The organism is Streptomyces nogalater (assembly GCF_039532885.1).
Lineage (GTDB): Bacteria > Actinomycetota > Actinomycetes > Streptomycetales > Streptomycetaceae > Streptomyces > Streptomyces nogalater.
In genome coordinates this window covers 586,256-609,646 of the sequence record NZ_BAAASM010000002.1, presented here as the reverse complement: position 1 = coordinate 609,646, position 23,391 = coordinate 586,256, and the positions used below count along the sequence as shown (strand labels likewise).

Genomic DNA, 23,391 nt, shown 5'->3' with positions numbered 1-23,391 from the left:
CACTGGGCGTCAGTCAACGACACACCCAGACCAACGATCCGATGATCTGAAAGAAACGGCCTAGTCCTCATGGAGGGCATGACCTCCGACCGCACCCGCAAGGCGATCACCTCGATCCGCTCCACTCTCGCGGTCTACCAGAGGCGCAAAGTGCCCGGTGCCGCTGATCTCGCCCGCCGCGCCCGCGAGGCCCTCGCCTAACATGCCCAACAACCCGCCCGACGAAGGGAACACCGTGGCTCAGCAGACCGACGACCAGCCCAAGGCCCTCAAGCCGGCGCTCGAATCGATGACCCTGCTGGTCGCGGCCGTCATCGTCCACGACAAGGCCACCAACCGTGTCATCCTCCTCCAGCGCAGCGAGAACGCGAAGTTCGCCCAGGGAATGTGGGACCTTCCCGTCGGCAAGAGCGAGCCGGGAGAGCCCATCACCGAAACCGCGGTCCGCGAGCTCTACGAGGAGACGGGTCTCACCGTGAAGCCCCAGTCCCTCAAGGTCGCTCACATCATCCACGGCGCCAGGGGCGTCGAGGCCCCCAACGGCTTCCTCACCGTTGTCTTCGCCGCCCACGAGTGGACCGGCGAACCCGAAAACCGCGAGCCGCGCAAGCACGCCCAGGTTCGCTGGGTCGATGCCGACGCCATCCCTGCGGAGTTCGTGAACACAACCGCGAGTGCCCTCTACCGCTACCTCATGGGTGGTCCGGAAGTCTCCCTCGACGGCTGGGGATAGCGGATTACATTCGATGAACTGAAACGGTCGCCGAAGCCCCGTCAGTAAAACGCACGGATACCGGACATCACGCCACGGCCACACATATGCTGAACAGGTAAATTCCGTACAGGGCGATGGCGAGGTGAAGAATCACCCATCGGAGCCCAGCACACCAAGTTCCACCAAATCCTTGGTTAGGGCGCGCGTCTGAGAAAGGTGATAGGACGCCCGTTCGAAGTACTTAGAGACTGTCACCGCCCCGTATCCTCCAGTGAACGCCACGAAAAGACACAGAGGCATGACGTACGTCGAGAACTTCTGCTGGACAATCAGAGCACTCAAGGCAGCGGTGATAACGAGAAGAAGGCTGCTCAGTGTCGAGCGTTGAGTCTCACACTGTCGTAACTGCTCCCGGTGCTCCTTCCAGTAGGCGTGTATCGCCTCGTCCGAGAGGTCAGCCATGAAGAGGCACTCATTGGCTGTCCGGTTCGCTTCGGCGAACCATTCAGTAATGGAGATCGTAGCGTGAGAATCTTCATCAGTAGCGTCCGCAGGGACTGGAGGGGGAGCGCGCCGCGCTGCGTGGCCTCATTCGCGCGGTTGGACACACTCCAGTCTTGTTCGAGGACTTCTCCGCACAGACCACACCCAGCAGGCAGGCGTGTCTAGACGCCCTTGACTCTGCGGACGTTTGCATCTTCCTGCTCGGGCCGTCCTGCGGTCATGTCTTCCCCGAGACAGGGGCAATCAGCAACACATGATGAGTGGGTTGCGGCCAGGACAGCGGGCAAGCCGCGCTGGGTCTATCGGAAGTTGGGAGTCGCCTTCGAGTCGTAGCCAAGGTCGAAGAAGTGGAGTCAGGCCGGTCACCGTTGTCCTTTGCCCCCTTGGCGCGCCGTCCTGACGTCGTCGAGTTCTCGAGAGCACGCAATCGTCGGCATCACCGTTGCCCAACCTCGCTTTGATGCTCCTCAGCCTGGTGAACTGGTGGAGGTTCGCTTGCACAAGTCGGGCCAAGGCTCCCTGCGAGCGACGCTTCCCCGGGACATTATGGGGTCCATCCTTGATCAAGACGCACTGTCTCAGCAAGTTACCTCCCTACTTAGATTCAGCGGCGCACTGGACCTGATGCAGAATGAGCGCATCGTTGTGGCGATCGGCGTATCCAACGCCTGGCCGCGCTGGACACGGGAGCCGAGGAGGTGGCTGCATCCTGTCTCGAGCCCCGGTAGTCGCGCTGCGGGTGGTTGGTTTCCGAGCACGGTGTGCGGTCGGTGGTAGTTGTAGTGGACAATCCAGCGGCCCAGGAGGTGGGTGCGTTGGGCTTTCGACGTCCACGTCCGGGCATAGAGGAACTCTTCGGCCAGGATGCGGTTGTATCGCTCTACTTTGCCGTTGTGGCCTGGGGTGTAGGGCGCGATGGGCTGGTGCCTGGCACCGAGGAGGGCCCGGGTGAAGCTTTCGGCTCGATAGCAGGCGCCGTTGTCTGTCACGATCCGTTCGATGCGGGTGATCCCGTGGGCGGCCAGCCAGGCGCGGGCACGATGGAGGAAGGCGATCGCGGTGATGGCCTTCTCGTCAGGCAGTGCTTCGGGATAGGCGAGACGGCTGCATCCGTCTATGGCCGAGTGTAGATAGACGTAGCCACCGCGCTCAGTCTTCTTTCTCCGGTTGACGGCTTTGGCCTGGTCACTGCCGCGTCCGTGTGCGCGCCAGCCTCCGCCGTCAGGGATGCGGCCCACCTTCCTCACATCGACGTGGATCATGTGGCCGGGCCGTCGGGCATGAATCTTCCGCGGCTGGCGCTTGGACTCGCCATTGGGGTCGATGAACCGGCGCCGGTTGATGCCGATCTCAGGCAAGTGCCTGTTCACGGTCCTTCGGCTGGTTGGTGTTCCGGCCTGGGCCAGCTCGAAAGCGGTCCTGGCAGCGGACCACTTGTGGGTCCGGCGCAGCTCTTCTATGAGTGCGAGGACTTCGGGCGGTGTCGCGGTCAGCTGGTGGTGTGGCGTGGACGAGCGGTCTTCCAATCCGAGTTCGCCGTGGCTCCGGTATCGATTGACCCACTTCGAAGCGCACGCCCGGGACACCCCCATCTCGGCTGCGACATGCGCAATCGGTCTCGTCCGGCAACGCTCGACCAGTCGACGGCGTCCCTCGACGGTGAGGGGCGCGTTCCGGTGCGTCATGCAGTGGGGCCAGGTGCGGAGGGCCGCTTGGTGGTGTCCCGTCGGGAGATGGCCTCTGCCACCTCGTCGAGGGCGGTGCGCAGGAGGGCACCATATGCGTCCTGTGGGAGGTCGGGGGCGTGCTCTTTGGCCGCGTTGATGTGCTCGGTGGCCGCATTGAAGGAGCCGAGTCGGCGGTAGTTGTCGGCCAGGTTGAGGTGGAGTGAGGGGTAGAACCCGGCGATGTGGAGGCTGGCGTGGTGCTCCTGGACGCGCTGCTCGGTCACGGCGTCGGCAGCGTCCAGGGCCCGGACGTCCCAGGCGAGGGCCTGGGCAGGATCTTCGTAGAGATCTGCCAGGTAGTGGGCGAGTGAGCAACGGTGCAGCGGGTCGCCTGTGACGCCGATCGCCGACCACAGATCCAGGAGCTTCCGGCGGGCGGAGAGAGTGTTGCCCGTTCGGCCTTCGGTAACCGCCTGGCCGATGGCTTCCATGGTCGGGTCGGGGCTGGCGGGTGCGGTAGGCATGACGTGTTCCTCGTTGTCGTTCTCAGGCTGAGTGGTCGGACTTGACGGGCATGGCCAGGGTGGTGAGATCGCCGCGGTCGGCGGAGCGGATCGTGGCGGGCCCGTCGTGTCCCCTCAGGTCGAGCATCACGTCGGGACCGATGGCTGTGCTCACGGCGGGATAGAGCGTGGTCATCTCGAACCGGATCTGGAGGGCCTCGCCCGTCACGGTGGCGGGGAGCTGAACACCGGGGTCCTCGTCGTTCGAGGGCCGGATGTTCACTCCGTGATCGGAGACGTTCAGCGTGACGCGTTCGCCGGGGTGTTCTTCCAGAGCACGCAGCAGAACATCCTTCGAGACTGTCGCGCGGGTGCTGATCTCGCCCAGGGAGGCGAGCATCAGCCGGTGATCGGGGAAGTCCTCGGGCAGCAACCGGCAGTGCTGGTCCTCCCGCTCGGGCATGCGCAGCCAGAGCCCGTGCGGCACCGCTTCGATACGGACCAGCGCACTGCGCCGGACCGTGGCGACAGCGGCGCGCAGGTCATCGCCGTCGATCGTGCCGACCCACGTCTGCTCCGCTGGCCGCGCCGGCACCAGGGTCCGGGTGGAGAGCCGATACCTGTCGGTCGCCGTCAGGGCGATCGCCTCATGACTCGCCTCGACGTGCAAGCCGGCGAGCACCGCCAACCCCGGCTCGTGCGCGGTCGCGGTCAGGACCTGCTTCACCGCATCCGCCAGCACGGGACCCTTCAGCATGGCAATCAGCACACCGGGCACGCTGCCGCCGAGCGTGGACTTGATGACAGCAGCCTTCTGCCGTGCCGTCGTCGCATCATCGACGATCTTGGCAACATGCTCGTCGAGCAGCCGCGCTGCCTCGTCGGCCCCTGCGTCGAGGACCGCCTCGACCGCAGCGAGGGGCATGGCGATCTCGCGGAGCTGACGTAGCACGGACGCCCGCGCCACCTGGTCAGCGCCGTAGTAACGGTAGCCCGAGACCGGGTCCACTTCGGCAGGGGGCAGCAGCCCAGAGTCGGCGTAGAACCGCAACGCGCTGGAGGTCAGACCACTGCGCTGGGCAAAGACCCCGATTGGCATCAGTTGAGAATTCGGCACTTCGCCATCATTGAGCTTCAACCAACTCGAAGGTCAACATCGACGTGGGGCGTCATCAACGTCATGGCCGGCAACAGCTAGCGCGACTCTTCGCCGGTTGCGGGCCAGTCCGCAGAACACCCGGCAGCGGCCGTCGCACGCCATCGCTGGCCAACAGCCAAAGGCCAGGTCAGCGGCCCCCAAGGGAGATACTTGCAGGTCACCGACCCGCCCCATTAATAGCAGACCAAGTAGGCCGTGGTCCGCGAGCGCCGACGCCTACCATCCCCCTCCCGGCGGTGACGTCCCCTCGACACGGCCCCGGCCATGCGGCCGTACGCGGCCGGCTTCACCGACGCCCGTGCCGCCGAGGGGTCGGCGCCGGGCCGCATGTGGCCGGCTTCACCGCTACGTCGATGCGGAGCGTGCTCGTGTCGGGGGCTGCCCTTGCACTGACGGGGGAGTCTTGGGCCGCCGGGCGCTCGCCCTGCTCACCGCCGAGCGGCTGGTCCCGGCCGCCGGGCCGGACGTGCGGTGGCCCTGCCGCCCCGCAGGGGACGGTGACCGGTGTCGCCGCACCGTGATCCGGGGCTTCGTCCACCGGAAACCGCCCAGCAGGGGATGAAGGGCGGCCCCGGCGGTCAGGATGGAGGCATGGGATTCCATGTCGACTCCGAGGCCGGGCGCCTGCGTCGCGTCATCCTGCACCGGCCCGACCTAGAGCTCAAAAGGCTCACCCCCAGCAACAAGGACGCCCTGCTCTTCGACGACGTGCTGTGGGTGCGCCGGGCGCGCGCCGAGCACGACGGGTTCGCCGACGTCCTGCGTGACCGCGGGGTCGAGGTCCATCTCTTCGGGGACCTGCTCGCCGAGACCCTGGCGCTCCCCGAGGCCCGCGCCCTGATCCTGGACCGGGTCTTCGACGAGAAGGAGTACGGCCCCCTCGCCACCGCTCACCTGCGCGCCTCCTTCGACCGGATGCCCCCGGGCGAGCTGGCCGAGGCCCTGGTCGGCGGGATGACCAAACGGGAGTACCTGGACGGCCACGAGGAACCGGTCTCCGTGCGCTTCCACGTCATGGAGCTGGACGACTTCCTGCTGCGTCCGCTGCCCAACCACCTGTTCACCCGCGACACCTCGGCGTGGATCTACGACGGCGTCTCCATCAACGCCATGCGCTGGCCCGCCCGGCAGCGCGAGACCGTGCACTTCGAGGCGATCTACCGGCACCACCCGCTGTTCCGGGACGAAACGTTCCACGTCTGGTCCCGGGGGCAGGCGGACTACCCCTCCACCATCGAGGGCGGTGACGTCCTGGTGATCGGCAACGGCGCCGTGCTGATCGGGATGAGCGAGCGCACCACCCCGCAGGCGGTGGAGATGCTGGCGCACAAGCTGTTCGCGGCCGGTTCCGCGCGCACCATCGTCGCGCTCGACATGCCCAAGCGGCGCGCCTTCATGCACCTGGACACGGTGATGACCATGGTCGACGGCGACACCTTCACCCAGTACGCCGGCCTCGGCATGCTCCGCTCGTACACCATCGAGCCGGGCGACGGCGGACGGGAGCTGAAGGTCACCGACCATCCGCCGGAGCACATGCACCGGGCGATCGCCGCCGCGCTCGGCCTCGGCGAGATCCGGGTGCTGACCGCCACCCAGGACGTGCACGCCGCCGAGCGCGAGCAGTGGGACGACGGCTGCAATGTCCTCGCCGTCGAACCCGGTGTCGTCGTCGCCTACGAGCGGAACGCCACCACAAACACCCACCTGCGCAAACAGGGCATCGAGGTGATCGAGATCCCGGGCAGCGAGCTGGGCCGGGGCCGGGGCGGCCCCCGGTGCATGAGCTGTCCCGTCCAGCGCGACCCTGTATAGAAATGTGAAGAGTCGTATAGACTTTCATGGTCCCCTGTAGTCATACCCCTGGAGCGCCCCCATGGCGACAGTCCCGACCGCCCTCGCCGGCCGCCACTTCCTCAAGGAGCTGGACTTCACCGAGGCGGAGTTCCGCGGCCTGGTCGAGCTGGCCGCCGAGCTGAAGGCCGCCAAGAAGGCCGGGACCGAGACCCAGTACCTGCGCGGCCGGAACATCGCGCTGATCTTCGAGAAGACCTCGACGCGCACCCGCTGCGCGTTCGAGGTCGCCGCCGCCGACCAGGGCGCCCACACCACCTACCTGGAACCGTCCGGGTCGCAGATCGGGCACAAGGAGTCGGTGCGGGACACCGCCCGGGTACTGGGCCGGATGTACGACGCCATCGAGTACCGGGGCGACAGCCAGGCCAAGGTCGAGGAGCTGGCCGCGTACGCCGGTGTGCCCGTCTACAACGGCCTCACCGACGACTGGCACCCCACCCAGATGCTCGCCGACGTGCTCACCATGACGGAGCACTGCGCCAAGCCGCTGCGCCGCACCGCCTTCGCCTACCTCGGCGACGCCCGCTTCAACATGGGCAACTCCTACCTGGTCACCGGCGCCCTGCTCGGCATGGACGTACGGATCGTCGCCCCGAAGTCCTACTGGCCCGCCCAGGAAATCCTGGACCGCGCCCGCGCGCTCGCCGGTTCCAGCGGCGCCCGGATCACCCTCACCGAGGACATCGCCGAAGGAGTCCGGGGCGCCGACTTCGTCGCCACCGACGTCTGGGTCTCGATGGGCGAGCCCAAGGAGGTGTGGGCCGAGCGGATCGCGGCCCTCGCCCCGTACGCGGTGACCATGGACGTGCTGCGCGCCACCGGCAACCCGGACGTGCGGTTCCTGCACTGCCTGCCGGCCTTCCACGACCTCGGCACCACGGTCGGACAGCAGATCTTCGACGCGCACGGTCTCAGCTCGCTGGAGGTGACGGACGAGGTCTTCGAGTCCGCCCACTCGGTGGTCTTCGACGAGGCGGAGAACCGGCTGCACACCATCAAGGCGGTGCTGGTGGCCACACTCGCCCGGGAAACCCTTGCCTGACCCGCCTCACCAGGCCTTATCCTGACCGGCGGCCCGGAACCACCCCTTCCGTGGCCGTCGCCGCGGCCCCACCACGGCCGCCCGCACCACCAGAATCGAGCACCACCGGCATGCCCGCTCCCCGCATCAAGTCCCCGCGTCTGCTCGTCGCCGAATCCGGCGCCGACCGCGAGGGACACGGCCTGAAGCGCACCATGGGCCTCTTCCAGCTCATCTGCTTCGGCGTCGGCGCCATCGTCGGCACCGGCATCTTCGTCGGACTGTCCGACTCGGTCGCCCAGGCCGGCCCGGCCGTCGTCGTGTCGTTCGTCCTCGCGGCCCTCACCTGCGTCTTCACCGCCTTCTCCTTCGCGGAGCTGGGCGGCGCGATCCCGGTCTCCGGCTCCTCGTACTCCTTCGCCTACGCCGGGCTCGGCGAGTCCACCGCCTTCCTCGTCGGCTGGTGCCTGCTGCTGGAGTACGGCGTCTCCATCTCGGCCGTCGCGGTCGGCTGGAGCCAGTACGTCAACGAGCTGCTGCACAGCATCACCGGCCTCCAGCTCCCGACCGCCCTGTCCGCCGGTCCCGGCGACGGCGGCGTGATCAACCTGCCGGCCGTGATCGTCATCGCCATGGCCGCGGCGCTGCTGGTGCGCGGGGTGCGGGAGAGCGCCCGGGCGACCGCCGCCATGGCCGCGGTCAAGCTCGCGATCCTGCTCGCCTTCTGCGCCATCGGCTACAGCGCCTTCAAGGACGGCAACCTCACCCCGTTCTCCCCGGCCGGCCTCGGCGGCATCGGCGCGGGCACCACCGCGGCCTTTTTCTCGTACATCGGCTTCGACGCGATCACCACGGCCGGCGAGGAGGCGAAGAACCCGCGCCGGCACATACCCGTCGCGATCCTGGTCTGCATGGGCATCGTGACCCTGCTGTACTGCGCGGTGGCGCTCGCCGCGATCGGCGCCATCGGCGGCGACCAGGTCGCCGGCCGCCCCGCCGCCCTCTCCTACGTCGTCAACGAGGTCACCGGCTCCGCCGTCGGCGGCGGTGTCATCGCCTTCGGCGCCGTCGTCGCCATCGCCTCCGTGGTCCTCGCCGTGATGTACGGCCAGACCCGCATCCTGATGTCGATGTCCCGGGACGGCCTGATCCCGCGCGTCTTCGAGAAGGTCAGCCCGAAGACCTCCACCCCGGTCGCCGGCACGCTGATCGTCGCCGTCGTCTTCGCGCTCCCGGCGGCCTTCGCCTCGCTCGACGCCGTGATGAACCTGTGCACCATCGGCACCCTCGCCATCATGGCCGTCGTCAACATCGCGGTGATGGCCCTGCGCCGCCGCGAACCGGGCCTCGACCGCAGCTTCCGGGTCCCGCTGTACCCGGTGGCCCCGCTGCTCGGCATCGGCTTCTGCCTGTACCTGATGTGGGAGACCGGCTGGCGCACCTGGATCCAGTTCGCGGTGTTCCTCGCGGTGGGCCTCGCGGTCTACGGCCTCTACGGCCGCCGGCACTCCACGCTGGCCGCCGCCCCGGCCGACGAGGTCACGCCGACCGCCGCTGAGCGGGAACCACAGGCAGTCTGAACCACACCGCCTTGCCCGAGGGGGTGGGGCGGTGACCGCAGGAGGAGCTGAGGGCGCGGATCAGCAGCAGCCCGCGCCCGCCCTCCTGCCATACGTCGGGCTCCTCGATCACCGGCGCGGTCAGCCGGCCGGGCGGCGCCGGGTCCGGGTCGTGGACCTCGACCTGGCAGCCGGTCGGCCGCAACTCCACCACCAGCTCGATCGGGCCGCGCCCGGCGGTGTGCTCCACCGCGTTGGCCACCAGCTCGGCGGTCAGCAGCTCGGCCGTGTCGCAGTCGGTCACGTGCTCGACCTCGGTGAGGGCCGTGCGCACCAGGGCGCGCGCCACGGGCACCGCCGCCGCGGTGTGCGGCAGCGCGATGCGCCAGGAGGCTGATTCGGCGGGGGATACGTGCACGGCGAGTCCTTCATGGAGCAGGCTGTCCTGCTGTCCGACTCCAGGCATGGTACGGGCCCGGCGGCGCACGGCCGTCGCCGGGCCGGTCGCTCACCCCGTTTGTGTCGCGTAGTCGTGACGACGGTCACAAACCGGTGATAACTTCATGGGGGAGCGCACCGTACGGCACCGTCGCCCAAGGAGGCCGCACCTCATGAGTCCCTTCACCGGCTCGGCCGCCCGCACGGGTGACTGGGAGCATCTGCGGGTGCGGATCGCCGACCAGATCGCCACCGTCACCCTCGCCCGCCCCGAGAAACTCAACGCCCTCACCTTCGGCGCCTACGCCGACCTGCGCGACCTGCTCGCCGAGCTGTCCCGGGAGCGCGCGGTACGGGCCCTGGTGCTGGCCGGCGAGGGCCGCGGCTTCTGCTCCGGCGGCGACGTGGACGAGATCATCGGCGCCACCCTCGCCCTGGACACCGCCCGGCTGCTCGACTTCAACCGGATGACCGGACAGGTCGTGCGGGCGATCCGCGAGTGCCCGTTCCCGGTGATCGCCGCGGTGCACGGCGTGGCGGCCGGCGCCGGCGCGGTCCTCGCCCTCGCGGCGGACTTCCGGATCGCCGACCCCTCGGCCCGGTTCGCGTTCCTCTTCACCCGGGTCGGCCTGTCCGGCGGTGACATGGGCGCGGCGTATCTGCTGCCCCGGGTCGTCGGCCTCGGCCACGCCACCCGCCTGCTCATGCTGGGCGACGCGGTGCGGGCCCCCGAGGCGGAGCGCATCGGGCTGATCAGCGAGCTGGCCGAGGAGGGCCGGGCGGACGAGGCGGCCGCCGCCCTGGCCCGCCGCCTGGCCGACGGCCCGGCCCTGGCCCACGCCCAGACCAAGGCCCTGCTCACGGCCGAACTGGACATGCCGCTCGCGGCCGCGGTGGAACTGGACGCCTCGACCCAGGCCCTGCTGATGACCGGCGAGGACTACGCGGAGTTCCACGCGGCCTTCACGGCGAAGCGCGCACCGAAGTGGCGGGGGAGGTGAGCCCGGATGCCGACACCGGACCGGCACCCGCCGACGAGCCCCGGCCGCCCCCTCCGCGTCGCGATCATCGGCGGCGGCCCCGGAGGGCTGTACGCCGCGGCCCTCCTCAAACGCCTCGACCCCGCCCGCTCCATCACCGTCTGGGAACGCAACGCCCCCGACGAGACCTTCGGCTTCGGCGTGGTCCTGTCCGACGAGACCCTCGGCGGCATAGAACACGCCGACCCGGTCGTCTACGAGGCCTTACGGCGGGACTTCGTCCGCTGGGAGGACATCGACATCGTGCACCGGGGCACCCGCCACCGCTCCGGCGGCCACGGCTTCGCCGCGCTGGGCCGCCACCGGCTCCTGAGGATCCTGCACGAGCGCTGCCACTCCCTCGGCGTACGGATCCGCTTTCGCACCGAGGCCCCCCACCCGGACGCCCTCTCCGCCGCGTACGACCTCGTCATCGCCGCCGACGGTGTGCACAGCCCCACCCGCCGGACCTACGCCCATGTGTTCCGCCCCCATGTGACCGAACACCGCTGCCGCTACATCTGGCTCGCCGCCGACTTCGCCTTCGACGCCTTCCGCTTCGAGATCGCCGAGACGGAACACGGCGTGGCACAGCTGCACGCCTACCCCTATGGGGCCGACGCCTCCACCGTGATCGTGGAGATGCGCGAGGAGGTCTGGCGCGCCGCGGGCTACGGCGAACTCACCCCCCGCGAGTCCGCCGAGCGCTGCGCCAAGCTCTTCGCCGACGCCCTGCGCGGACGCCCGCTGCGCTCCGGGACCTCCGTCTGGACCACGTTCCGTACGGTCGTCAACGAACGCTGGTCGCACGGCAACGTCGTCCTCCTCGGCGACGCCGCGCACACCGCGCACTTCTCCATCGGCTCCGGCACCAAGCTCGCCGTCGAGGACGCCCTCGCCCTGGCCGCCTGCCTGGAGGAGCGACCGGACGTGCCCGGCGCGCTGGCGGCCTACGAGGAGGAGCGCGGGCCCGTCGTCGCCTCCACCCAGCGGGCCGCCAAGGCCAGCCTCGAATGGTTCGAGAACGTGCGGCTGTACCGGCGGCAGCCGCCCCGCCAGTTCGCCTTCAACCTGCTCACCCGCTCCCGCCGGGTCACCCACGGCAACCTCCGGCTGCGCGACGCCCGCTTCACCGAGTCCGTGGAGCGCGAATTCGGCTGCCCGCCCGGCACGCCCCCGATGTTCACCCCGTTCCGGCTGCGCGGCCTGACCCTGCGCAACCGGGTCGTCGTGTCACCGATGGACATGTACTCGGCCACCGACGGCGTTCCCGGCGACTTCCACCTCGTCCACCTGGGCGCCCGGGCCCTCGGCGGGGCCGGCCTGGTGATGACCGAGATGGTGTGCGTCAGCCCGGAGGGCCGGATCACCCCCGGCTGCGCCGGCCTCTACACCGGCCGGCAGGCCGAGGCGTGGCGGCGCGTCACCGACTTCGTGCACCGGGAGTCCCCGGGCACCGCGATCGGCGTCCAGCTCGGGCACTCCGGCCGCAAGGGGTCCACGAAGCTGATGTGGGAGGGGATCGACGAGCCGCTGCCCACCGGCAACTGGCCGATCGTGGCCGCGTCCCCGCTGCCGTACAAGCCGGGCGGCCAGATACCGCGCGAGCTGTCCCGGGCCCGGCTCACCGACATCCGCGAGCAGTTCACGGCAGCCGCCTGGCGCGCCGCCCGGGCCGGTTTCGACCTGCTCGAACTGCACTGCGGCCACGGCTATCTGCTCTCCGGTTTCCTCTCCCCGCTCACCAACCACCGCACCGACGCCTACGGCGGTTCACCCGAGCGGCGCCTGCGCTTCCCGCTGGAGGTCTTCGACGCCGTACGCGGGGTGTGGCCGGCCGAGCGGCCGATGACCGTCCGGATCTCGGCCACCGACTGGGCCGACGGCGGCACGAGTGCCGAGGACGCCGTGGAGATCGCCCGCGCCTTCGCCGCGCACGGCGCCGACGCCATCGACGTGTCCACCGGGCAGGTGGTGGCGGAGGAACGCCCGGAGTTCGGGCGGTCGTACCAGACGCCGTTCGCCGACCGCATCCGGCACGAGGTCCGCGTCCCGGTGATCGCGGTCGGCGCGATCTCCTCCTGGGACGACGTCAACTCGCTGATCCTGGCGGGCCGTACCGACCTGTGCGCCCTGGCCCGCCCGCACCTGTACGACCCGCACTGGACCCTGCACGCGGCGGCCGAGCAGGGCTACGAGGGCCCCGGCGCCCCCTGGCCCGCCCCCTACCGCGCGGGCAGCCGCCCGCCCCGCACCGGCCGCACCGACATCCCCGAACCGCGCCTGGCGCCCGGCGGTTGAGGGGGCGTCACAGGCCCACGAACCGGGCCCCCGCGTCCCGCAGGCGTTCGTGCAGGCCCCGGAAGACCTCCGCCGAGCGGACGCCGGGCCAGTCGGGCGGCAGCAGGCGGGTGGGCAGGCCCGGGTCGGTGTAGGGGAGGTGGCGCCAGGAGTCGAGGGCGAGGAGGTAGTCGCGGTAGGCCTCCTCGGGCGGGGTGTCCGAGCGGCGGGTCCAGGCCCGCAGCACCGGCGCGTGGGTGTCCAGGAAGCGCTCGTGCTCCTTGGCGATCGCGGCCAGGTCCCACCAGCGCGCCACCGCCTCGGCCGTGGGCGCGAAGCCCAGGTGCTCGCCGCGGAAGAAGTCCACGTACGGGTCCAGCCGCAGCCGGCGCAGGGTGTGTTCCGTCTCCTCGTACAGCCGGGCCGGGGCGATCCACACCCCCGGCGCGGCGGTGCCGAAGCCCAGACCGGCCAGCCGGGAGCGCAGCACGTGCCGCTTCTGCCGCTCCGACTCCGGGACCGAGAACACCGCGAGCACCCAGCCCTCGTCCGCCACGGGTGCGTCCGCGTAGACCCGCCGGTCGCCGTCGTCCAGCAACTGGCGGGCCTCCGGCGACAGTTCGTAACCGGCCGCGCCGGATTCCGTGCGGGCCGGCAGCAGCAGACCGCGCCGCTTGAGCCGGGACACCGAGGAGCGTACGGACGGCGCGTCCACGCCGACCGCGGCCAGGAGCCGGATCAGCTCGGCGACGGGCACCGGGCCGGGCAGTGAGCGGCCGTACGCGCCGTAGAGCGTGACGATGAGGGACCTGGGGGCGTGCTGCTCGGACACGTTGATCATCTTAGGTCGTCGGCATCACTGCTGGTCACCTCCGGTGCGCAACCGGAACCGCTGCACCTTGCCGGTGGCCGTGCGGGGCAGCGCGTCGAGGAAGACGAACTCGCGCGGACACTTGTAGGGCGCGAGTTCCGCGGTGAGGAACGCGCGCAGCGCCTCCGGGTCCCGGCGGGCGCCGGGGCGCAGCACGGTGTAGGCGACGGCCACCTGGCCGCGGGCCTCGTCGGGGCGGCCGACGACCGCCGTCTCGGCCACGTCGGGATGGCGCAGCAGCACGTCCTCCACCTCCGGCCCGGCTATGTTGTACCCGGCCGAGATGATCATGTCGTCGGCGCGGGCCACGTACCGGAAGCAGCCGTCGGCCTCGCGGACACAGGTGTCGCCGGTGATGTTCCAGCCGTCGCGCACGTACTCCCGCTGCCGCGGGTCGGCGAGATAGCGGCAGCCGACCGGGCCGCGCACGGCCAGCAGACCGGGCTCGCCGTCGGGCACCGGCCGGCCGTCGGCGTCCTGGACGCGCGCCTGCCAGCCCGGCACCGGCAAGCCCGTGGTGCCGGGCCGGATGTGTCCGTCGGCGGCGGACAGGAAGATGTGCAGCAGCTCGGTGGCGCCGATGCCGTTGACCAGGCGCAGGCCCGTGCGCTCGTACCAGGCCCGCCAGGTGGCCGCGGGCAGGTTCTCGCCGGCCGAGACGCAGCGTCTGAGGGACGACAGGTCGTGGCCGTCCAGGTCGCGCAGCATCGCCCGGTAGGCGGTCGGCGCGGTGAACAGCACGGAGACGCGGTGCGCGGCGATGGCGGGCAACAGTTGCCCGGGGCCCGCCTGTTCGAGCAGCAGGCTGCTGGCCCCGGCGCGCAGCGGGAAGATCACCAGCCCGCCGAGGCCGAAGGTGAAGCCGAGCGGGGGGCTGCCGGCGAAGACGTCGTCCTCATGGGGGCGCACCACATGCCGGGAGAAGGTGTCGGCCGTCGCCAGCACATCCCGGTGGAAGTGCATGCACCCCTTGGGCCGGCCCGTGGTGCCGGAGGTGAACGCGATCAGGGCGACATCGTCGGAGGCGGTGTCCACCGCCGGGTAGGGGTCGGCGGGGGCCGGGCGGCGCAGCAGGTCGTCGGGGCCGGCACCGCCGTACGTCGTGATGCGCAGCCCCGGCACGGCGGCCTTCACCAGGTCCTCCACCGCCCGGACATCGCACAGCGCGTGGCCGATCCGGGCGATCGCGCACATGGCCGCCAGCTCCTGCGGGCGCTGCCGGGCCAGCACGGTGACGGCGACCGCGCCCGCCTTCAGCACGGCCAGCCAGCAGGCGGCCAGCCACGGTGTGGTGGGGCCGCGCAACAGCACCCGGTTGCCCGGGACCACGCCCAGGGTGCCGGTGAGCACATGCGCGATCCGGTCGACGCGGGCGCGCAGTTCGCCGTAGGTCCATGCGGGGCCGGCCGGGGTGTGGAACACCGGGCGGGCCGGATCGGCGTGGTCCAGCAGCTCCGCGGCGCAGTTCAGCCGGGCGGGGTAACGCAGTTCCGGCAGGTCGAACCGCAGCTCGGGCCACTCGTGCGGCGGGGGCAGATGGTCGCGGGCGAACGTGTCGACATGGGCCGAGAGATGCATGGCGATGGGCCCCCTTGCCGTGACGGGTGGTCCGGGCCGGCCGCCCGAACGGGCTTCCTGGTGGGCTCGCGCTTCGAGCGTATCGTGTTGGTGACGGCAGTCAACGGTTCGCGATACCGTCGGGGGACGGGCGGGTCGACCCGCCCCGGAGGGAGGAACGGCCGTGCCCGCCTTCGCACTCGCGCCCGAGCAGGCCGCCTGGTGCGCCGAGCTGCGCGCGCTGGCCACCGGACGGCTGCGCCCGCTCGCCGACCGGGGCGCACCCGGCCGCGTCAACCGGCCGCTGCTCGCCGGACTCGGCCAAGCCGGCCTGCTCGCCCGGCTGTTCGACTCCGGCGCGCTGGATCTGTGCCTCATGCGGGAGTCCCTCGCGCAGGGCTGCACCGAGGCCGAGACCGCCCTCGCCCTCCAGGGCCTCGGCGCCCACCCGGTGCACGCCCACGGCACCCCGGCCCAGCGGGATCGCTGGCTGCCCCGGGTCGCCGACGGCAGCGCGGTCGCCGCGTTCGCGCTCAGCGAGCCCGGCGCCGGGTCGGACGCGGCGGCGCTGTCCCTCGCCGCCGAGCCCGACGGCGACGGCTGGCGGCTCACCGGCGCCAAGTGCTGGATCTCCAACGCCCCCGAGGCCGACTTCTACACCGTCTTCGCCCGCACCACACCCGGCGCCGGAGCGCGCGGGGTGACCGCCTTCCTCGTCCCCGCCGACCGGCCCGGACTCACCGGCCAGGCCCTGGAGATGCTCGCACCGCACCCCATCGGCGCCCTCGACTTCGACGCCGTGCCCGTCACCGGCGCCGACCTGCTCGGCGCGCCCGACCGCGGCTTCGCCGTCGCCATGGGCACCCTCAACCTCTTCCGGCCCAGCGTCGGCGCCTTCGCGGTCGGCATGGCCCAGGCCGCGCTGGACGCCACCGTCGCCCACACCGCCCGGCGCGAGGCGTTCGGCGGCACCCTGCGCGACCTGCAGGCCGTGTCCCACCAGGTCGCCGAGATGGCCCTGCGCACCGAGGCGGCCCGGTTGATGGTGTACGCGGCGGCCTCGGCGTACGACGCGGGGGCCGCCGACGTGCCCCGGCGGGCCGCGATGGCCAAGCTGCTGGCCACCGAGACCGCGCAGTACGTCGTCGACACCGCCGTCCAGCTGCACGGCGCGTGTGCCCTGCGCCGCGGCCACCCGCTGGAGCACCTCTACCGCGAGGTGCGCGCGACGCGCATCTACGAGGGCGCCAGCGAGGTGCAACGAAGCGTCATCGCCAAGGAGTTGTACGCCACGGCGCCGAAGGGGGACCGGTGACGACCGAGCGCGTCAACCCGCCCGCGCTGTCCCCGCCCACCGGCTTCAGCCACGCCGTGGTCGCGACCGGCTCCCGCGTGGTGTTCCTGGCCGGCCAGACCGCCCTCGACGCCCACGGCGAGATCACCGGGGACACGCTGCCCGAGCAGTTCGCCAGGGCCCTTCGCAACCTGCTCACCGCCCTGCGCGCGGCCGGAGGCACCCCCGCCGACCTGGCCCGGGTCACCGTCTACGCCACGGACCTCGCCGCCTACCGCGCGCACGCACCGGAACTGGGCCGGATCTGGCGCCGGTCGGCGGGCCGGGACTATCCGGCGATGGCCGTCGTCCAGGTCGTCCGGCTGTGGGACGAGCGGGCGCTGGTGGAGCTGGACGGGTTCGCCGTACTGCCCTGACCCCGGGCCGCGGGCGCCCCGCACAATCGTCAGGAGCACGGACGCGCCACCGTAGGGGTGACGGTCACGCCCGCCGGGCCGGCCGCCCGGTACCAGTGGAGGCCCGCAAATCCCTGGAAACCGGGAGGTATCCCATGCCCGTCCGCCGTTCCCTCCTCGCCGCCACCCTCGGCGGCGCGGCCCTGCTGTGCGCGGCCGCCGCTCCGGCCGCCGCCGCCCCCGGCGAGTACATCACCGTCGATGCGACCGGCCGGATCGCGGCCGACGGCACGGTCACGCTCTCCGGCAGCTACCGCTGCACCGGCGCCACCGGACCGGCGTTGGTCGGCTCCTCGGTCAGCCAGGGCACCGTCCGCCGGCAGGGCATCGGCGGCAGCGCCGCCCGCTGTGACGGCGTCGAGCACCGCTGGCAGAACTCCGGCAAGCCCTACGGGCAGGCCCTGCGGCCCGGCGCGGCGCGGGTACACGCCACGGCGGTGGAACTGCGCGCCTCGGGCATCCTCCTGCTGCCGGTCTTCCACGCGGAGGCGGACCGGGACATCACCCTCGTCCAGAGCTGACGCCCGCTCCGCCGGTTCAGGGGCCGCCCGGGCCCGGCGGAACCGGAGCCTTCTCCGTCACTTCAGGGTTCGTCCCGGTCCGGCGGGGCCGTCCTGCGCCGGACCAGCGTGCCGCCCGGGCGGCGCAGGGCGGCGACGAACTTGTAGCGGGAGCCGCGGTAGACCGAGCGCACCCACTCCACCGGGGTGCCCTGCGCGTCCCGCGAGTGCCGGGACAGCAGCAGCATCGGCAGCCCCACGTCGGTGGCCAGCAACTGCGCCTCGCGCGGGGTGGACAGCGAGGTCTCGATGGTCTCGTCCGCCTCGGCCAGATGGACGCCGTAGACCTCGGCGAGCGCCGTGTACAGCGACGGGTAGACGGCCAGGGAGCGGCGCAGACCGGGGAAGCGCCGCACCGACAGGTGGGTCGTCTCGATCGCCATCGGGTCACCGCCGGCCAGCCGCAGCCGCTCGATGCGCAGCACCCGTTCGCCGATCCCGATGCCGAGCAGGCCCGCCAGCTGCTCGTCGGCCGGCACCTCCCCGATGTCCAGCATCTGCGAGGCCGGGGTGAGGCCCTGGGCGCGCATGTCCTCGGTGTGCGAGGTGAGCTGGAGCGTGCGGTACAGCTTGGGCTGGGCGACGAAGGTGCCCTTGCCCTGGATCCGGTCGAGCCGGCCCTCGCCGACGAGTTCCTGCAGGGCCTGCCGGACGGTGGTCCGGGAGGTGTCGAACCGGAGGGCGAGCAGCCGTTCGGCGGGCATGGCCGAACCGGGTTGCAGCGCTTCGGCCATCGTCAGGAGCTGTTGCTTGATCCGGTAGTACTTCGGCACGCGCGCGGTGCGGCCGGGCGCCCCCCGGTGCGGATGGGCGCTGCTGACGTCGGTGGTCATGCCTGCCTTCCCGGCTGTGTCGATGGGCTCCCGTTATAGCGACCAACTCCCGTATGGTCTAGTCCAACTGAACGGTCCGGGCGAAAGGGACGGAACGCGGAGGGACGCACTCCGGTGACTTTCTCGTAACGGCCGGGACCGGCTTCCCGAACCACCCTTGACACTCCAAAAGGTCTAGGCCAAGCTCCACCGTACTGGTCTACACCATTAGTGGCCAGGTCCCGAGCCCTACGTGCAACAGCGTCGTACCGCAGGTCACCGCCGAGGGCGTGGGGGGTTAGTGGCATCCCTGAGGAGGGTGGCGTGAAGCGCAAGCTTGCGGCCGCGATCGTGATCGCGGGCATGATGGTCTCCGTGTCGGCGTGCGGCGGGGACGACGGCGACGAGGGCGCCGCGGGACCGGACGGCTTCAAGGGCCAGACGCTCACCGTCTGGGCGATGGACGGCTCCACCCCGGACCAGTGGGTCGAGGACGTCTCGGCCGCCTTCGAGAAGAAGACCGGCGCCAAGGTGAAGTTCGAGACCCAGAAGTGGGACGGGATCCAGCAGAAGATCACCACCGCCCTCTCCGAGTCCACCCCGCCGGACGTGATCGAGGTCGGCAACACCCAGACCCCGGCCTACGCGGCCACCGGCGGCCTCGCCGAACTGGACGACCTGAAGAAGGAGATCGGCGCCGACTGGACGCCGTCGGTCTCGCAGTCCTCCGTCTACGACGGCAAGCAGTACGCCGCTCCCTGGTACTTCACCAGCCGCGTGGTCATCTACAACAAGAAGGTCTGGGCCGAGGCCGGCATCAAGGACGTCCCCAAGACCCGGGACGAGTTCTTCAAGGACCTGGAGACCATCGACAAGAAGACCGACGCCGAGCCGATCTACCTGCCCGGCCAGAACTGGTACTTCTTCGACGGCCTGACCATCGGCCAGGGTGCCGACCTGGTGAAGAAGGAAGGCGACAAGTACGTCTCCAACCTCGATGACCCCAAGGTCGCCAAGGCCATGGAGATCTACAAGAAGTACGCCTCCTACTCCCAGGCCCCCAAGGACAAGGACGAGGCCACCCCGCAGCAGGCCGAGGTGTTCGCCAACGGCAAGACCGGCGCGTTCATCGGCATGGGCTGGGAGGCCGCCACCGCGGTCAACGCCAACAAGGCCATCGAGAAGGACCTCGGCTACTTCCCCATCCCCGGCGAGACCGCGGACAAGCCCGAGAGCGTCTTCCTCGGCGGCTCCAACCTCGCCGTCGCCGCGGGCAGCAAGAAGCAGGCCCTGGCCAAGGAGTTCCTGCGGATCGCGCTGTCCGACCAGTACGAGGGCCAGCTGGCCAAGCTCAACGGCGTCATCCCGAACAAGAAGGCGCTGGAGTCCAACCTCAAGGGCAACCCGGTCGCGGAGGCCATCGCCCCGGGTGCCTCGGTCGGCGGCACCACCCCGCTGATCCCCGAGTGGGGCGCGGTGGAGAACAACCCCAACCCGATCAAGTCCTACATGACGTCCGTGCTGAACGGTAAGTCCCCGGCACAGGCCGCCCAGCAGGTCGAGGACGAGATCAACAAGCGCCTGGCCCAGCAGAACTGATCACCGTGCCGGGGGTGCCACCAGACGGCACCCCCGGCCGACGCCTTGGCCGTGCCACGGGTACGGCCACGGTGTTTCGTACGGCCACGGAAGAGATGGCAACTCATGTCAGTGCAGACCGAAGGCACGGACACGGCCGGGGAGCCCGCTGTCCGCAAGGCCCGGGTGCCGGCCTCGCCACGAGGTGACGACCGCACCTTCGGGGCCCCGTCCCGGCGCCGCGCCGCCGCCCCCTACCTGCTCCTGCTGCCCGCGCTGCTGGCCACCCTGGTGCTGCTCGGCTGGCCGCTCGTGAAGAACGGCATGCTGTCGTTCCAGAACCTCAACCCGCGCCAGCTCATCCAGCACCTCACCGAGTGGAACGGCGTCGACAACTACAAAGAGGTGCTGACCGCCGAGGAGTTCTGGCGGGTCGTCGAGCGCTCCGTGTTCTTCACCGCCGTCAACGTGGTGCTGATCATGGTGCTCGGCACGCTGATCGGGCTGCTGCTGGCCCGGCTCGGCAAGCGGATGCGGCTGCTGCTCCTGTTCGGCCTCGTGCTCGCCTGGGCCATGCCGGTCATCGCGGCCACCACCGTCTACAAGTGGCTGTTCGCCCAGCGCTTCGGCGTCGTCAACTGGGTGCTGGACACGCTCGGCTGGCACTCCATGGCCGACCACAACTGGCTGGAGACCCAGTTCTCCACCTTCGCCGTGGTCACCCTGCTGCTCGTGTGGCAGTCCATCCCCTTCGTGGCGATCAACCTCTACGCCGCCACCACCACGATCCCCCGTGAGCTGTACGAGGCCGCCGCCCTGGACGGCGCCGGCACCTGGAAGGGCTTCACCTCCGTGACCCTGCCCTTCCTGCGGCCGTTCCTGTACGCCACGACGTTCCTCGAAGTCATCTGGATCTTCAAGGCGTTCCCGCAGATCTTCGCGATGAACGAGGGCGGCCCGGACCACCTCACCGAGACACTGCCGATCTACGCCTTCGTGGAGGGTGTCGGCAACCAGCACTTCGGACTCGGCGCGGCGATCTCCTTCCTGACCATCGCGGTGCTGCTCGTCATCACCTCGTACTACCTGCGCATGGTGCTCAAGCAAGAGGAGGACGAGCTGTGAAGCGCTCGCTCTTCGGCCGTCTCTGGCCCAACGCGACCGCCGTCGTCCTCTTCGTCGGCTTCGCGTTCCCCGTGTACTGGATGTTCGCCACGGCCTTCAAGCCGACCGGCGACATCATCACCGACGACCCGGTGTGGTTCCCGACCGACGCCACCCTGGAGCACTTCAAGACGGCCGTCGACGCCGACCACTTCTGGACCCTGGTCCTCAACTCGGTCACCGTCACGCTGCTGTCGGTCGCGTGCTCGCTCGTCATCGCCCTGCTCGCGGCCTTCGCCCTGACCCGGATGCGGTTCAAGGGCCGGCGCGGTCTCATCGTGACGTTCATGCTGGCGCAGATGGCTCCCTGGGAAGTCCTCATCATCGCCATGTACATGATCGTGCGGGACAACGACATGCTCGACAGCCTGGTCCCGCTCACCGCCTTCTACACCATGATGGTGCTGCCGCTGACCATCCTGACGCTGCGCGGCTACATCGCCGCCGTGCCCAAGGAGCTGGAGGAGTCGGCGATGGTCGACGGCTGCACCCGCCGGCAGGCCTTCGTGAAGGTGATCTTCCCGCTGCTCGCACCCGGCCTGATGGCGACCTCGCTGTTCGGCTTCATCACCGCCTGGAACGAGTTCCCGCTCGTCCTGATCCTCAACAAGTCCGCCGAGAAGCAGACCCTGCCGCTGTGGCTGTCGCAGTTCCAGACCGCCTTCGGCGACGACTGGGGCGCCACCATGGCCGCCTCGTCCCTCTTCGCGCTGCCCATCCTGATCCTCTTCATCTTCCTGCAACGCAAGGCTGTCAGCGGTCTGACCGACGGCGCCGTGAAGGGATGACGCCCCGATGACCATCATCGCCCCCGGCACCGACACCCTCACCCGCAACGCCCTCGCGGTGCTCCAGCCCGGCTTCGACGGCACCACCGCCCCCGACTGGGTGCGCCGCCGCATCGACGAGGGCCTGGCCTCCGTCGCCCTGTTCGGCCGCAACGTCGTCAGCGAGGAACAGGTCACCGCGCTCACCGCGCAACTGCGCGCCGGACGCGAGGACCTGCTCATCGCCATCGACGAGGAGAGCGGCGACGTCACCCGCCTCGACGTGCGCACCGGTTCCGCCTTTCCCGGCAACCACGCCCTCGGCGCCGTCGACGACCCCGGCCTGACCCGGTCCGTCGCCCGCGAGCTGGGCCGCCGCCTGGCCGCCTGCGGCGTCACCTTCGACTGGGCGCCCTCCGCCGACGTCAACGCCAACCCCGACAACCCGGTCATCGGCGTCCGCTCCTTCGGTACGAGCCCCGACCTGGTCGCCCGGCACACCGCCGCCTGGGTCGAGGGCCTGCAGTCCTCCGGCGTCGCCGCCTGCACCAAGCACTTCCCCGGCCACGGCGACACCAACGTCGACTCCCACCACGCCATCCCGCGCATCGACGTCGACGCCGACACCCTCTACGAGCGCGAACTGCCCCCGTTCCGCGCGGCGATCGCCGCCGGCACCCGGGCGGTCATGAGCGCCCACATCCTGGTGCCGGCCCTCGACCCGGACCGCCCCGGCACCCTGTCCCCGCGCATCCTCACCGAGCTGCTGCGCGGCGAACTCGGCTACCAGGGCCTGATCGTCACCGACGGCATCGAGATGCGCGCCATCTCCGGCACCTACGGCCTGAACCGCGGTGTCGTCCTCGCGATCGCGGCCGGCGCCGACGCCATCTGCGTGGGCGGCGGGCTGTGCGACGAGGGCACCGTGCTCGGCATGCGGGACGCGCTCGTCGCGGCCGTGCGCTCCGGCGAACTGCCCGAGGAACGGCTCGCCGACGCCGCCGCCCGGGTGCGCGACCTGGCCGCCTGGACCGCCGCCCACCGCGGCGACGCCGCGCGGACCACGCCCGACCCGGAGATCGGCCTGGTCGCGGCCCGCCGCGCGCTGACCGCGACCCGCACCGGCGCCGCCGCACCGGTCACCGGGCCGGTGTACATCGCCCGGTTCAACCCGGCCCCGAACATCGCCGTCGGCCACGAGACCCCCTGGGGCGTCGCCGACGAACTGGAGCGGCTGCTGCCCGGCAGCGCCTCCGGTACCTTCACCGGCGACGACGCCGGAGCCGCCGCCCTCGCCGCGGCCGGCGGTCGCCGGATCGTCGCCGTGGTCCGCGACGAGCACCGGCACCCCTGGATGCGCTCCGCGCTCGACACCCTGCTCGCCGCCCGGCCCGACACCGTCGTGGTCGAGATGGGCCTGCCGCAGGCCCCGCCGCGCGGCGCCCTGCACCTCGCCACCTACGGCGCCGCCCGCGTCTGCGGAGTGGCCGCCGCCGAGGCCGTCCTGGCCGGCTGACCTCCTCACCCCGGCCGCCCGCCCTGCCCGGCGGGCGGCCACCTTCCGTGCTTCCTTCCGTGCTTTCTTCCGTGCTTTCTCCGTGAACCGGTGGC

The 23,391-nt window shown here is 70.9% G+C and carries 21 protein-coding genes and 2 pseudogenes; 15 read left to right on the top strand and 8 right to left on the bottom strand.

The window, feature by feature from the left end; all coding sequences use genetic code 11:
- Positions 1-60 precede the first annotated feature (60 nt).
- Both ABD350_RS04625 and ABD350_RS04620 read left to right on the top strand, forming a co-directional pair.
- A pseudogene (locus ABD350_RS04625) lies at positions 61-201 on the top strand (tetratricopeptide repeat protein); the annotation flags it as partial.
- A 1-nt stretch (position 202) separates the two neighbouring features.
- Complete coding sequence (locus ABD350_RS04620) at positions 203-733, top strand: NUDIX domain-containing protein (protein WP_344346395.1); 531 nt, start codon at positions 203-205, stop codon at positions 731-733.
- A gap of 132 nt (positions 734-865) precedes the next feature.
- Here the strand turns inward: ABD350_RS04620 and ABD350_RS04615 are convergent, their stop codons facing one another.
- Entirely contained in the window at positions 866-1,177 is a 312-nt protein-coding gene (locus ABD350_RS04615; protein WP_344346394.1) for a hypothetical protein, read from the bottom strand.
- A gap of 95 nt (positions 1,178-1,272) precedes the next feature.
- On the opposite strand from ABD350_RS04615, the gene ABD350_RS04610 reads away from it, so the two are divergent.
- A complete protein-coding gene (locus ABD350_RS04610; protein ID WP_344346426.1) occupies positions 1,273-1,476 on the top strand; it encodes a DUF4062 domain-containing protein in 204 nt (67 codons plus the stop codon).
- Between the two features lie 465 nt (positions 1,477-1,941).
- On the opposite strand, the pseudogene ABD350_RS04605 reads toward ABD350_RS04610, so the two are convergent.
- The 3 genes and pseudogenes from ABD350_RS04605 to ABD350_RS04595 form a co-directional block, all read right to left on the bottom strand.
- Positions 1,942-2,904: pseudogene (locus ABD350_RS04605) on the bottom strand (IS481 family transposase); the annotation flags it as partial.
- Positions 2,901-3,410 (bottom strand): hypothetical protein, encoded by a 510-nt coding sequence (locus ABD350_RS04600; RefSeq protein ID WP_344346392.1) that lies wholly within the window; start codon positions 3,408-3,410, stop codon positions 2,901-2,903. The pseudogene ABD350_RS04605 and the gene ABD350_RS04600, both read right to left, overlap by 4 nt.
- A gap of 22 nt (positions 3,411-3,432) precedes the next feature.
- Positions 3,433-4,506, bottom strand: coding sequence for a DNA polymerase III subunit beta family protein (locus ABD350_RS04595; protein WP_344346425.1), 1,074 nt, complete (start codon positions 4,504-4,506; stop codon positions 3,433-3,435).
- Between the two features lie 633 nt (positions 4,507-5,139).
- Between ABD350_RS04595 and ABD350_RS04590 the strand changes: the two genes are divergently transcribed.
- The 3 genes from ABD350_RS04590 (at position 5,140) to ABD350_RS04580 (ending at position 9,006) form a co-directional block, all read left to right on the top strand.
- Positions 5,140-6,363: an arginine deiminase gene (locus ABD350_RS04590; protein ID WP_344346391.1), complete on the top strand. Its 1,224-nt coding sequence runs from the start codon at positions 5,140-5,142 to the stop codon at positions 6,361-6,363.
- 61 nt (positions 6,364-6,424) lie between these two features.
- Positions 6,425-7,447: an ornithine carbamoyltransferase gene (gene argF / locus ABD350_RS04585; RefSeq protein WP_344346390.1), complete on the top strand. Its 1,023-nt coding sequence runs from the start codon at positions 6,425-6,427 to the stop codon at positions 7,445-7,447.
- Positions 7,448-7,557: 110 nt separating this feature from the next.
- The gene (locus ABD350_RS04580; RefSeq protein WP_344346389.1) at positions 7,558-9,006 is read left to right on the top strand and encodes an amino acid permease; all 1,449 of its coding nucleotides are present in this window, start codon (positions 7,558-7,560) and stop codon (positions 9,004-9,006) included.
- On the opposite strand, the gene ABD350_RS04575 is transcribed toward ABD350_RS04580, so the two are convergent.
- Positions 8,966-9,451 (bottom strand): ATP-binding protein, encoded by a 486-nt coding sequence (locus ABD350_RS04575; RefSeq protein ID WP_344346388.1) that lies wholly within the window; start codon positions 9,449-9,451, stop codon positions 8,966-8,968. The genes ABD350_RS04580 and ABD350_RS04575 overlap by 41 nt on opposite strands.
- 145 nt (positions 9,452-9,596) lie before the next feature.
- On the opposite strand from ABD350_RS04575, the gene ABD350_RS04570 reads away from it, so the two are divergent.
- A complete protein-coding gene (locus ABD350_RS04570) occupies positions 9,597-10,424 on the top strand; it encodes an enoyl-CoA hydratase family protein (protein WP_344346387.1) in 828 nt (275 codons plus the stop codon).
- A 6-nt stretch (positions 10,425-10,430) separates the two neighbouring features.
- The gene (locus ABD350_RS04565) at positions 10,431-12,743 is read left to right on the top strand and encodes a bifunctional salicylyl-CoA 5-hydroxylase/oxidoreductase (RefSeq protein WP_344346386.1); all 2,313 of its coding nucleotides are present in this window, start codon (positions 10,431-10,433) and stop codon (positions 12,741-12,743) included.
- 7 nt (positions 12,744-12,750) lie between these two features.
- Here the strand turns inward: ABD350_RS04565 and ABD350_RS04560 are convergent, their stop codons facing one another.
- Together ABD350_RS04560 and ABD350_RS04555 are read right to left on the bottom strand one after the other, a co-directional pair.
- A complete protein-coding gene (locus ABD350_RS04560) occupies positions 12,751-13,563 on the bottom strand; it encodes a PaaX family transcriptional regulator (protein WP_344346385.1) in 813 nt (270 codons plus the stop codon).
- A 15-nt stretch (positions 13,564-13,578) separates the two neighbouring features.
- Positions 13,579-15,171, bottom strand: a complete 1,593-nt coding sequence (locus tag ABD350_RS04555; protein ID WP_344346384.1) for an AMP-binding protein — start codon at positions 15,169-15,171, stop codon at positions 13,579-13,581.
- Positions 15,172-15,334: 163 nt separating this feature from the next.
- Here ABD350_RS04555 and ABD350_RS04550 point away from each other — a divergent pair, with 163 nt between their 5' ends.
- The 3 genes from ABD350_RS04550 (at position 15,335) to ABD350_RS04540 (ending at position 17,420) form a co-directional block, all read left to right on the top strand.
- Positions 15,335-16,465, top strand: a complete 1,131-nt coding sequence (locus tag ABD350_RS04550; RefSeq protein ID WP_344346383.1) for an acyl-CoA dehydrogenase family protein — start codon at positions 15,335-15,337, stop codon at positions 16,463-16,465.
- Entirely contained in the window at positions 16,462-16,860 is a 399-nt protein-coding gene (locus ABD350_RS04545) for a RidA family protein (RefSeq protein ID WP_344346382.1), read from the top strand. Before ABD350_RS04550 ends, ABD350_RS04545 begins: the two co-directional genes overlap by 4 nt.
- Before the next feature lie 134 nt (positions 16,861-16,994).
- On the top strand, positions 16,995-17,420 hold the full coding sequence (locus tag ABD350_RS04540) for a DUF6299 family protein (protein WP_344346381.1): 426 nt from the start codon (positions 16,995-16,997) through the stop codon (positions 17,418-17,420).
- 62 nt (positions 17,421-17,482) lie between these two features.
- Here ABD350_RS04540 and ABD350_RS04535 read toward each other — a convergent pair whose 3' ends face one another.
- The gene (locus ABD350_RS04535; RefSeq protein ID WP_344346379.1) at positions 17,483-18,292 is read right to left on the bottom strand and encodes a GntR family transcriptional regulator; all 810 of its coding nucleotides are present in this window, start codon (positions 18,290-18,292) and stop codon (positions 17,483-17,485) included.
- A 303-nt stretch (positions 18,293-18,595) separates the two neighbouring features.
- Here ABD350_RS04535 and ABD350_RS04530 point away from each other — a divergent pair, with 303 nt between their 5' ends.
- The 4 genes from ABD350_RS04530 to ABD350_RS04515 all read left to right on the top strand — a co-directional run bounded on the left by ABD350_RS04530 (position 18,596) and on the right by ABD350_RS04515 (position 23,296).
- Positions 18,596-19,870 carry an extracellular solute-binding protein gene (locus tag ABD350_RS04530; protein ID WP_344346378.1) on the top strand — a complete coding sequence of 425 codons (1,275 nt, stop codon included), beginning with the start codon at positions 18,596-18,598 and terminating at the stop codon, positions 19,868-19,870.
- Positions 19,871-19,975: 105 nt separating this feature from the next.
- Entirely contained in the window at positions 19,976-20,974 is a 999-nt protein-coding gene (locus ABD350_RS04525; RefSeq protein WP_344346376.1) for a carbohydrate ABC transporter permease, read from the top strand.
- The gene (locus ABD350_RS04520; protein ID WP_344346375.1) at positions 20,971-21,801 is read left to right on the top strand and encodes a carbohydrate ABC transporter permease; all 831 of its coding nucleotides are present in this window, start codon (positions 20,971-20,973) and stop codon (positions 21,799-21,801) included. The genes ABD350_RS04525 and ABD350_RS04520 overlap by 4 nt, the downstream gene beginning before the upstream one ends.
- Before the next feature lie 7 nt (positions 21,802-21,808).
- Entirely contained in the window at positions 21,809-23,296 is a 1,488-nt protein-coding gene (locus ABD350_RS04515; protein ID WP_344346373.1) for a glycoside hydrolase family 3 protein, read from the top strand.
- The last annotated feature ends 95 nt before the right edge of the window (positions 23,297-23,391 follow it).